The following is a 10,908-nucleotide window of genomic DNA, read 5'->3' as shown; positions in this document are numbered from 1 at the left end:
TGTTCTTTTTTTCGTTCTTTGGAGCCGTATGGGGGTGAGAACCTCTGAGGGGTTCGCCCGCGCGGACGGAGCGTAGCGGAGGAGCACGGCGTCTGAATCTACCGCTAAAAGTCCTCGTTGAGTAAACTTCATCAGCCATTTAAATCAGGATTCGGACATCCCTTGTCGGGTTGCCATCCAAGTGTCAGCCTAGAGGCTCCAAGACATGTCATCGGACATGTTCTTTTTTTCGTTCTTTGGAGCCGTATGGGGGTGAGAACCTCTGAGGGGTTCGCCCGCGCGGACGGAGCGTAGCGGAGGAGCACGGCGTCTGAATCTACCGCTAAAAGGCCTCTTTGAGTAAACTTCATCAGCCATTTAAATCAGGATTCGGACATCCCTTTCATGGGTTGCCATGCAAGTGGCAGCCTATTGGCTCAACCACTACGCAATAAAAACCCTCTTTTAGCGGTTTTGTATTTTGCCTTGAAATACCTCTTACACCTTTAGCGTTGATTATTAATGAGACAAATTTGCATATTAATACGACATTTCATTACCGAGGTAACAATCTAGTAACATTCGGTAAAATTGATACCCAAAAGCTCAATCAATAACGAATAAAAACAAAAACTGCCAAGGTAAATTCCCCTGACAGCTATTATTAGTTAATGAGCTTGACTTATTTTCTTAAGTTCCTCAATTGAAAGTCCTGTTAATTCCGAAACGGACTCCATGTCCATTCCTTTTGCCAGCATTTTATTAGCTACTCCAAGTTTTCCTTTTAATTCGCCTAGTTTTTCTCCTTCTTCTCTCGCACCCTCCATAGACGAAGCTTCATCATGTAAAGCCTTTTGTCTCATTTCGTAAAGTCGACGAGATTCCGCATCTTGACTGAGAAACTCCAAAACTGTCATTGCTTTACCAAGTTCAGGTTCCTGCATTTTGAGCACCTCCCAATTTTCAGTATTGTCGCTTTTAAGAAAAAGCAACCAATTCAATAACCCTCCAGTAGTTGTTGTCCTTTGATAACTCAGTTTGGAAAGTTCTAGAAAATGAATTTCTAGGTCATCTAATAATGGAACGCCAGAAAAATCTTCTCGCAAATGAAAAACATTATGATAACGTTCATTAGGTATAATGGAGAAGTTAAGAATATTAATGGTTACGCACTTCTTAAGCTTCTTATAGGATTGTCCTTCTTCAAGTTGACTCGCATATTGCTTACTCCAATAATACAAAGTACGCTTCTCATTGTCATATCGATTGAATAACTGCATTTCAATATTAATCAGTTTGCCATCTACAGTTTTTGCTTGGATGTCAAATATGGATTGCTTATCATGAGGTGAATCTTTATCAGTGTATGGATTCATAAGTACGATTTCGGTAAGTGGCTGCTCACCTGCTTCTTGAAAAGTATGATTTAGGAAAGCCAACAGTAAATCTTTATTTTCTTCGCTCCCGAATATTCGTTTAAAGACAAAATCGTTCTTAGGGTCAAGTAAATCTCTCATACAAATCCCCCATTCATATGGATTAATTATAACATGAAGCTACTGACAGTTGTATGTATATAAACTTCCGGCCAATATCCTTGAGCATATACCATTATTTTGCTAGAATAGCGTCAATATATTTGCCATAAATATGATAAACATAGATAGAAGATCATAATAATTAGTAATTTTCTTGTATTGGCACAAGAAGGAGTTGCCCCTTGAATAGAAAAGGCATAAAAATAACTGTGATAAGTATGATGATCGTCACACTGCTAGTTGCTATTGGCTTGATGTTCCCTACTTGGACGCCTGCTATTAAAGGCGACAACAGCATAAGTTTACTAGAGCAAATTGAGATCAATGGTACAGGGCATGAAGTAATGATCAGGGGCAGTGACAAGCACAATCCGATCATAATTTTTGTTCATGGTGGTCCAGGCTGTTCTGAAATTCCGTATGTTCGGAAATATCAAGATTTGCTTGAGAGAAATTTTACAATTGTACACTATGATCAACGAGGCAGTGGGAAATCTTATCATTTCTTTGAAGACTACTCCAATTTATCAACAGACTTGCTTGTAGATGACTTACTTGAGCTCACGGATTACGTAAAAGAATTGCTGGGACAAGAGAAGTTGCTGCTAATTGGCCATTCTTTCGGTACATATATCGGAATGAAAGCTGCGGCTAAAACACCAGATAAATTTGTTGCTTACATCGGTATTGGGCAGGTGGCTGACCATGTGCAAAGCGAACTGGACAGTTTGGCCTATACGCTCGTACAAGCAAAGCAAACAGGCAATTTAGAAGATGTAGCACGATTAGAACATCTTCGTGATTCGATTGAACGGGGTAATCAATTAACGCCGAGAGATATGATACGGAAATACGGCGGAGCAGCTAGATTAATCAACGATAACAGGGATTATTACACAGGCTTTCTTCTTAATCGGGAATATAATTTACTTGATGTCATTCGTTATTTGAAAGGAGTTTCAATCTCGCAGCAAATCTTATTGGAGGAAGAGTCAAAAAAACCGCTTACAGACGTTGTCGATAGATTAGTGATTCCATTTTATTTTGTTATGGGTCAGTATGATTATATGACATCCGTAAATGCGGCAAAGAACTATTACAATACGTTGAAAGCACCCCAGAAAGAACTTGTTATTTTTAAAGAGTCCGCTCATTATCCACAGTTCGAGGAAAAAGAGTTATTTGCAGAATGGTTGAACACGACATGGCTTGAGCTGGATCTCTAATTATAATTTCAGAGCAAGTAATCCCCTACCCTCCATACATACAACAAATGGTTTGAGGAAAAGATCCTCAAACCATTTATTCAACAACCCATATGGGCTCATCATTAATCCCCGTTAAATGCCCTTTGCAATTCCGCGATATTGAACTTCTTCATCTTCATAAAAGCGTCCGTTAGACGAGCCCGCTGCTCCTCGGTGCCCCCAGTTAACATCTCATCCATGATGGCGGGAGATATCTGCCAGGACACACCGAATTGGTCTTTGAGCCAGCCGCACTGCTCAGCCTCAGGCACATGGGAGAGCTTGTCCCAATAGTAGTCAATTTCTTCCTGTGTCTCACAATTGACTAGAAGTGAAATGGCTTCATTAAATTGAAAATCGTGCTTGTACGCGCTGTCCATTGCCGTAAACCACGTATTTTCCAGCATAAAGTCGGAGAACATTACCGTTCCTTCCTGATCCGGTTCCACACCAGGACCATAGCGTAATAGAGCGCCAGGTTGAGAATGGCGGAAAACCGAAAGATAGAATTCACGGGCTGCCTCCGCCTTGCCGCAGTTGTTGCCCACGAATAACATGGAAGGGATAATCGCAGGACGAGGCTCTCCATACGGATTCGTCAGCATAAGCTGCCAAGACACACCATACTTGTCCTGAATCCAGCCATACCTTTTGCTGAATGGGTACTCACCAAGCGGCATAAGAGCGGTTCCGCCTTCAGACAGCTTGTTCCACACTTCGTCGATCATAGCTTCTGCATTCACGTCCCGAGAGGGATCGAAATTCACGATAAATGAGATTGCAGGATTGATCTTGAAAAGCGGTCCAGCAGAAATGGCCATAAATGGCTGTCCCCAAATTTGAAACGATACTAGGTCACAATCGCCTGAAGGTGTCTCATACAAAACCGTCGTGTTTGTGATGTTGGAATGAGGGAATACTGCGCAGTAAAATTCTGCGGCTTGTTTCGCTTCCTTGTCGAACCATAGGTGCGGCGTAATCAATGGCGTACTGCTACTTTTGGCATCCATATTCAAAACGAGCTCCTCCCTTGGAATAAAACTTCTTCCTAATTTTAACATAGATCTCTCAAAAATGGAAACAAACGTTCTGCCACCCCCTTCTCGCCCCCAGCTCCATCCATCTTTTCAACTCTACAAATCATGCATCGTCACTTCACTTCTAACTAAAAATCTTGCATTGATACCCGTCTGCCCAATTCCCTTGGATATGTAATAAGCTCCGTATTGTGTTGTATGTAGCCCCTTATATATGCCCATGCGAGGCAACTTGCCAGCATCTTTCAGTCTAAATAGAAATGGTAGATTAAATTGTTTCCCATGCAAATGTCCAGCCATTAAATAATCGTAGGGCTTATTTAAATCAAGAACAATGTTAGGATCATGCGTAATAACGACTTTAGGTCTAGTTAGATCAACATTTTGATACGATTTTTCTATGTCGCTTTTACCCGAATCATAATCATCAATGCCAATGAGTTCAATCTGATCTAAATGAACTGATTCATTTCTTAATACATGTAACCCATACTTTCTTAGCAAATTAATGACATCCATGACATTTTTTTGCTGATAATCATGGTTGCCGAGCACACAATAAATAGGTACATTGCAAATTGTCATAGCTCTTAGATACTTTTCAAGTTTGACGAGACTCCTGCGTTGTTTGGTAAAATCGCCTGTTATACAGATAAGGTTAGGTTTTTCAGTTTGGATAATTGATGCAATCTTAGTTGGACGGATTCTTAATCGTTCTACATGCAAGTCACTAATCTGAAGGATTTTCAAATGTAAATCCAGCGGATAATGGATCCGTTCAATTTTTAGCCATTGTGTAGGTAAGATCAAAAGCATATAACCCAATAGGATTAAAATCAGTACATAAATAACGATCATTTCTGCATTCTCCTCACATACAAGATTCATCATGATGAAGTAATATGTATTCAAAATAATTCAGAATATCCCCATGCACAGACGTATTTAATTGGGGAATACTCAACGACTACTCACAGGTTTGTGTAGCCGAAAGCAAGGTCATACTAGAACTTATTACATCTTAAGGAGTTTGAATACTTGTGGTAGATCGAATCGTATTAATATCCGCGTGGTTTGGAGCCATATTGCTCTTAGTTCTATTCACACCTCGAAATAAAATTAGAGAAGCAAATATCGTTTTCTTATTTAAACAACTCATCACTTGGCCGATTGGATTAGCTGTTGTCGAATTTCATTTGATTGAATATCCTGTTCGCGGATTTAAAATTGCAACGCAGACAAGCTTTTCTTTCGAATATTTTATCTTTCCTGCAACATGTGTGATTTATATACTAAGGTATCCAGAAAATAAAAGCAGACTGATAAGAATTGGTTGGCAGCTATTCTGGCCTACATGGATGACCATAATTGAAGTGATAATTGAGCGGTACACGAACTTAATCCATTACATCCATTGGGAATGGTACTGGACTTGGCTCTCCCTTTCGGCTACATTTTTAATATCTCATATTTATTATAAATGGTTCTTGAGAAAAGGGATTGAGAAAGCATCCACGTAAATGTGCAATCATCCCTTCATCCAAATCGTCTTCATGAAGGAGGTTGATTATGATTAAACGTTATCATCTTGCTTGTATGAGCCTAATCTTACTACTTGTACTACCCGCCTGCCTATGGTCTCAAGATTCAGAACCTTCCACCGCGACTTCAACTTCGATTGCGACATCGAATAGCATTTCGCTGAACGCAGTGTTCGCACCCAACAACTTCGATCATCCTGTAGGCATTGAGCATCGTGTCAACTCACCACAACTCTTATACATTGTCGAGCAACCGGGTAAAATCGTTAGTGTGAACGTTGAGAAACCACAAGATAAGCCCTCTCTCATTCTCGATATTACGGATCGTGTCAATGATAGTGGAAACGAACAAGGTTTGTTAGGATTGGCCTTCCATCCGAAGGATCCCACTTTGGCTTATGTCAACTATACGACGGAAACCCATACGGTCATCGCTCGCTACAAGACACTGTCTACCAATTCTGCCCTGCTGGATCCTGCTAGCGAGCAAGTGCTACTTACTTTTAAGCAACCTTATGCGAATCACAATGGCGGGCAACTCGCTTTCGGCCCAGATGGTTACTTGTACATTGCAACGGGAGACGGTGGCAGCAGCGGAGATCCGCAGAATAACAGCCAGAATCTTCAGTCACTGCTAGGCAAAATACTGCGTATCGACGTAGACAAGCAGGATACTGGTCTTCACTATGCAATCCCTGCCGATAATCCTTTTATTAGCCAGGGTGCTAAGGAAATCTATGCCTACGGACTACGGAATCCCTGGCGATTCAGTTTCGATACTGCTACTGGAAAGCTCTGGGCAGCTGATGTTGGCCAGAATCGATTTGAAGAAATTAATCTCATAGAAAAAGGCAAAAACTATGGGTGGCGTATTCAAGAAGGTTTCGAATGCTACGAACCAAAGACAGGCTGCACTAAAACTGGCTTAGAGCAGCCTCTGTTTACTTATGGTCGTGATCAAGGTGTATCGATTACGGGCGGTTATGTGTATCGGGGCGCGAAGCTCCCTGAACTTAATGGCTGGTATGTGTACGCAGATTACGGGACAGGAAACATTTGGGCGATATCTCAACTGAAAGATGGAACGGTCACGAACCGAACCTTACTCAAATCAGGTTTGAATATTGCGTCATTCGGAACGGATGCGGCAGGCGAGCTTTATCTTTGCACACAAGACGGAAAGATTATGAAGATAGTTTAGCTTCTCGAACGACACGAGGCAGAGCCAAGCCACGTATGTGGATTTCCTGCCCAGCACCAGCCCAGCTTTGGCTTTTTGTCACTAATCCATAGCGCAGTGACTCTCCGGTCGCCACAACGAGAACCGAGTAGTGAGAAGCCATTATTTTTGCGCAACCTATCAGGAAAATGGGTAATCACACTAATCCCCTCTTCCAAAGTGAGCGGAGAACGATTTTCTTGCGCTATGATAGCCAATGCTGCGTTTGGTGTCACGTTTAATGTGCTTGTGCCCGTATCAATATCCCACAATAGATAAGCCCTCCCCTTAGGGAGCTCAATTCCCTCAATAGGCTGAAAGCGATTAATCTCCTGGGTATCCATGACGCTGAACCCCTGCTTCCCTTCTCGTTCCACTGCCTGCATCGCCTGTCCAGGATCTAACCAATCACTCCTAATCACAATGACAAAAGGAATCTTACTTGCTTCAATATCCATTTGGACTGGACTCATTTCTGAAATCATATGCTCGAGCGGTTCTAATTCCTGTGTAAATTCAGCTACGGTTAATCCTACTAACGCAGGATATTCTTTATGAACAAGATTGCCAACTTGCCGTTCGAATTCTTCATTCAACATAAGTTCATGTGTCCCCCTTAAAGAAATGAAAGATCGTCACTTTACAACATAGCAAACAAATGTAACAAATGCACACTTCATTGTTGACGATTGGTTATATTTGCTATATGATCATTTTGTACCGATGAGTACAGAAAGAGTGATCACCACATGGTTCGACCGCGGGAGTTTGATGAACAGCATGCATTGGCTGCAGCCATGCAAGTTTTTTGGGAAAAAGGATATGAAGCGACATCCATGAGTGATTTGACTACTCAAATGAGCATTCAGCGTCCCAGTCTTTATGCAGCATTTGGGGGAAAGAAAGAATTGTTCGAAACTGTGCTTCACAAGTATGCAGACATGAGCCTCTCTTTTATTCACAAGAGGATGCAGAACGCAGTTTCAGTGAAAGAAGCGCTGCGCTTGTATTTCCAAGGGATCATTGAAGGTGTTGGTGGGAGTAATCCTGACTTAGGCTGCTTATGCATGAATACGATGGTGGAGCTTGCACCTCACGACGAAATTTTTGCTAACATTACGAAGGATTTCCAGGTGAAGCTAACCGAAATGATCCAACAAATTCTTGAAACGGGAATCCGAACGGGGGAACTCTCGCCTTCGTTAAATGCAGTTGCCGTATCGCGTTTATTGACGATTTCAGCTATTGGCCTTTCGGTTACGATGAAATCACGGCCAGAACGATCGTACGTTGATAGTGTGGTAACGGAGATATTAACTGTGCTCGAATGAGCATTTTTTTACCCATTTTGTACCGATTGGTATATAACTAGTATCATAGGAGGTAGACATGAAATGACGAAAAAAATTGCATTAATTACAGGAGCAAATAAGGGAATAGGTTTAGAAATCGGCCGCCAACTTGGCCAGCGAGGTATCCTTGTACTACTTGGAGCCCGTGATGTGCGTAAAGCAGAGAGCGCTGCGGAGCAGCTGCGTGCTGAAGAAATCGAAGCTTATCCGATCGAATTAGATGTGACGAATCATGCGCATATTGGGCAGGTTGTTGCGAAGATTGAGCAGGCATACGGAAGGCTTGATATTCTTGTTAATAATGCGGGCACTTATTTGGACCATGAAGGCAATAACACCGATGTCATGCGACGTACTTTTGACGTTAATATATTTGGTGCACATGCGTTAACCGAAGCGCTTCTGCATCTTTTGAAGGCGAGTCCTGAGGGACGCATTGTGAATCAATCCAGCATCCTCGGGTCGATGACCACCATTCTAACCAATGAGATGTATGCTGGTGCTGCTGCACCTGCGTACACGGTATCGAAAGCAGCGCTGAATGCGTGGACCGCGCAGCTATCCATTGCACTTCGAGGCTCCAACTTAAAGGTGAACGCTTGCCACCCGGGGTGGGTAAAAACAGACATGGGTGGCCCCGCTGCCCAGATGGAAATTCATGAAGGTGCTGAGACTGCTGTATATCTAGCGACATTACCTGCTGATGGTCCCTCTGGTGGTTTCTTTCATAAATCGGAGACACTGCCTTGGTAGATTCAGACATAGCTCTTGGCTTGGTTTAGATTGATTCTTGAATGGGCTAACGGACACACTCGATGATCGCATGGTGGGATTAGTTCAATTGCGCTTGTTGTGTCCGTTCCCCCTCTGTCATCTCTATCCCCATGCTCCCATCTTCTTCAACGTTGTCACCACTTCAATCAAAGCTCTGTAGCTTCTAACAACAGCTGTACTCGAACCGAAGTTCATCACGATATGCGTTTCGGTCTCTGGATGGCTGAACATATGCGTGCCGAGTATCCCACTGTGGCCCTGAAGCCTCGGTAAACCTCGGAGTAAGAAGAAAAACCCCTCGAAATGAAGCTCCATCATCCCCAAACCATATTGAATGCCATTCCGGAACTTATGTGTGAAAGTTGTCATCGCTTGTAAGGAAGCTGTATCCAGGCATGTTCCGTGCCAGAGCGCTTTTTGAAAAAGCAGCAGATCCTCAGGTGTTGTGACGATGCCTCCGCCTGCCCAATCGCAGCTTAAACATGGAAGGCGACTGATTTCTACCTTGTTCAACCAAATATCTTGAATAGGTTCTCCGGGTGTATGTTTTGGCTGCGAATAGAACATGAAATAGGAATCGTTCATTTGCAGTGGAAGAAAGATTTCATCATGAAGAACATCGTGAAAGGATTTTCCCGTAGTACACTCAATGATTCTTCCTAACAGGATATAACCGGTATCCGAGTAATGGAAACGCCCCTCCGGAGGTCCGAAGCTTCGTTGGTTGTTCCTCGAAAATGTAAGTAAACTCTCCGGTGACCATGATTCCTGCGGATTGGCAACAATTCGCTGAATGAACTTCGGCCTGTGGATGACAGGGTCCTCGAAATAGTCCGCCACCCCTGATGTATGCCCAAGAAGTTGTTTGACCGTCACTTGATTGCTGTAATCAACACCGCGATGTACGAACAGATTTTCCAACTCAGACGGTGGCAGAATAGTCGCAACAGGCGAATTTAACGTGAGTTCCCCTCTCTCTATCAGCTTCATAATTAACACGGCGGTAAACACTTTTCCAATACTTGCAGTATGAAAAGGTTGATTAGGAGCGATCGCTGCGCCATTGCTTGCTGATATTTGCCCTGCGGCATACCGATATGTAAATCCTCGGCTGTCCACCATTACTTGCACACCTGTCTGATGTCGACTGCTCTTGCTTACTTTCGTGAAGTAAGAATCAAGATGTTGTGAGACTGTCTCATGGCTCCATGACTTTCGTGCAAACATCGCGATGTGAATCCCCCTTAGAACCAATTGTATTCACCAATGAATAATGTTACTATTAGTAATATAACTAATCGTAATGTAGAGACATGTTGGATGTCAACAGGAATAAGGGGACTCGCTAAATGGAATTTGTCATTCTGGGTTTATTAATTATGAAGAATCAGACTGTGTATGAGCTTAATAAAGCATTTCAACAAGGCATTGCCTTGTTCTATAGTGCCAGTTATGGCAGCTTGCAGACGGCTTTAAAAAAATTGCTTCTTCAGGGTGATATTGGCTATGAGGAGGAAGTCGACCGCGGGCGCAACAAGAAGGTGTACGTGATCTCTGAGAAAGGCCGAGAAGCCTTCTTTACGTGGATGGGTTCAGAAATACCTACAAGCAGATTAGAATCGATAGCCTTAGCGAAAGTGTTTTTTCTGGGATTAATCGAATCCGATCAAGATAAACGTGCCATCCTTCAACAAATTATTATGCAGATTGAACAAGTTGAACAAGAACTCCAGCATATGGATGAAGGGCTCCAGAACATTCAAGTCCCAGAACCCTATGCAGCAATTCTTTCGTACCAAATCAAGACCCTCGATTATGGCATCCGTTCTCATACTTTTGCCAAGGAATGGTTCAAAGCCCTGCTTGCTGAGCTCCCTGCACATACACCATAACCAAGGGATAAATTTCTGTATCTCCTGCATATGTTTATATCTTTAACGCAAACTAAGATGTCTTGCTAACCCAAACAAACTTGGAGGAGTGATGTTCATGCGCGAGGGATTGATTCCTGCTGTTCTCGGAACTGTCGTTTCTGCATCTGGTGCTACTATGCTAAAAAGCAAATATAAGCTTCTTGGTGTTGGTGTGCTTGGCTTTGGGGTTGCTCATGTAATTCTAGGAGCAATTGATTTGGTGGAACATCGTTAGGTTGGTAAGATCAAGAGGGAGGTCCTTAGGGACTTCCCTCTTGCTAATTCAACTAATTGATTTTCAAGCACAA

12 protein-coding genes are annotated in these 10,908 nt (G+C 42.7%); 7 read left to right on the top strand and 5 right to left on the bottom strand.

Going from position 1 to position 10,908, the window contains the following annotated elements:
* Positions 1-647: 647 nt before the first annotated feature.
* Positions 648-1,496: an Rpn family recombination-promoting nuclease/putative transposase gene (locus AC58PV_RS19830; RefSeq protein ID WP_497434060.1), complete on the bottom strand. Its 849-nt coding sequence runs from the start codon at positions 1,494-1,496 to the stop codon at positions 648-650.
* 239 nt (positions 1,497-1,735) lie between these two features.
* Between AC58PV_RS19830 and AC58PV_RS19825 the strand changes: the two genes are divergently transcribed.
* The gene (locus tag AC58PV_RS19825) at positions 1,736-2,743 is read left to right on the top strand and encodes an alpha/beta fold hydrolase (RefSeq protein ID WP_497434073.1); all 1,008 of its coding nucleotides are present in this window, start codon (positions 1,736-1,738) and stop codon (positions 2,741-2,743) included.
* A 104-nt stretch (positions 2,744-2,847) separates the two neighbouring features.
* On the opposite strand, the gene AC58PV_RS19820 is transcribed toward AC58PV_RS19825, so the two are convergent.
* Positions 2,848-3,774 carry a VOC family protein gene (locus AC58PV_RS19820; protein WP_497434058.1) on the bottom strand — a complete coding sequence of 309 codons (927 nt, stop codon included), beginning with the start codon at positions 3,772-3,774 and terminating at the stop codon, positions 2,848-2,850.
* 123 nt (positions 3,775-3,897) lie between these two features.
* Positions 3,898-4,659, bottom strand: coding sequence for a metallophosphoesterase (locus AC58PV_RS19815; protein ID WP_497434057.1), 762 nt, complete (start codon positions 4,657-4,659; stop codon positions 3,898-3,900).
* Between the two features lie 182 nt (positions 4,660-4,841).
* Between AC58PV_RS19815 and AC58PV_RS19810 the strand changes: the two genes are divergently transcribed.
* Both AC58PV_RS19810 and AC58PV_RS19805 read left to right on the top strand, forming a co-directional pair.
* Positions 4,842-5,321: a CBO0543 family protein gene (locus tag AC58PV_RS19810; RefSeq protein ID WP_497434056.1), complete on the top strand. Its 480-nt coding sequence runs from the start codon at positions 4,842-4,844 to the stop codon at positions 5,319-5,321.
* 49 nt (positions 5,322-5,370) lie between these two features.
* Positions 5,371-6,543: a PQQ-dependent sugar dehydrogenase gene (locus AC58PV_RS19805; protein WP_497434055.1), complete on the top strand. Its 1,173-nt coding sequence runs from the start codon at positions 5,371-5,373 to the stop codon at positions 6,541-6,543.
* Here the strand turns inward: AC58PV_RS19805 and AC58PV_RS19800 are convergent.
* Positions 6,540-7,160: a DUF5701 family protein gene (locus tag AC58PV_RS19800; protein ID WP_497434053.1), complete on the bottom strand. Its 621-nt coding sequence runs from the start codon at positions 7,158-7,160 to the stop codon at positions 6,540-6,542. The genes AC58PV_RS19805 and AC58PV_RS19800 overlap by 4 nt on opposite strands.
* A gap of 150 nt (positions 7,161-7,310) precedes the next feature.
* Here AC58PV_RS19800 and AC58PV_RS19795 point away from each other — a divergent pair, with 150 nt between their 5' ends.
* Entirely contained in the window at positions 7,311-7,892 is a 582-nt protein-coding gene (locus AC58PV_RS19795) for a TetR/AcrR family transcriptional regulator (protein ID WP_497434052.1), read from the top strand.
* 63 nt (positions 7,893-7,955) lie between these two features.
* Complete coding sequence (locus AC58PV_RS19790) at positions 7,956-8,666, top strand: SDR family oxidoreductase (protein ID WP_497434051.1); 711 nt, start codon at positions 7,956-7,958, stop codon at positions 8,664-8,666.
* Positions 8,667-8,789: 123 nt separating this feature from the next.
* On the opposite strand, the gene AC58PV_RS19785 is transcribed toward AC58PV_RS19790, so the two are convergent.
* On the bottom strand, positions 8,790-9,914 hold the full coding sequence (locus AC58PV_RS19785) for a serine hydrolase domain-containing protein (protein WP_497434049.1): 1,125 nt from the start codon (positions 9,912-9,914) through the stop codon (positions 8,790-8,792).
* A gap of 122 nt (positions 9,915-10,036) precedes the next feature.
* Here AC58PV_RS19785 and AC58PV_RS19780 point away from each other — a divergent pair, with 122 nt between their 5' ends.
* Entirely contained in the window at positions 10,037-10,579 is a 543-nt protein-coding gene (locus AC58PV_RS19780; protein ID WP_497434048.1) for a PadR family transcriptional regulator, read from the top strand.
* 97 nt (positions 10,580-10,676) lie between these two features.
* The gene (locus AC58PV_RS19775) at positions 10,677-10,835 is read left to right on the top strand and encodes a hypothetical protein (RefSeq protein ID WP_056616564.1); all 159 of its coding nucleotides are present in this window, start codon (positions 10,677-10,679) and stop codon (positions 10,833-10,835) included.
* Positions 10,836-10,908: the final 73 nt, after the last annotated feature.

This window comes from Paenibacillus sp. J22FR83, assembly GCF_059691955.1.
This window is presented reverse-complemented; position numbering and strand designations above follow the sequence as displayed.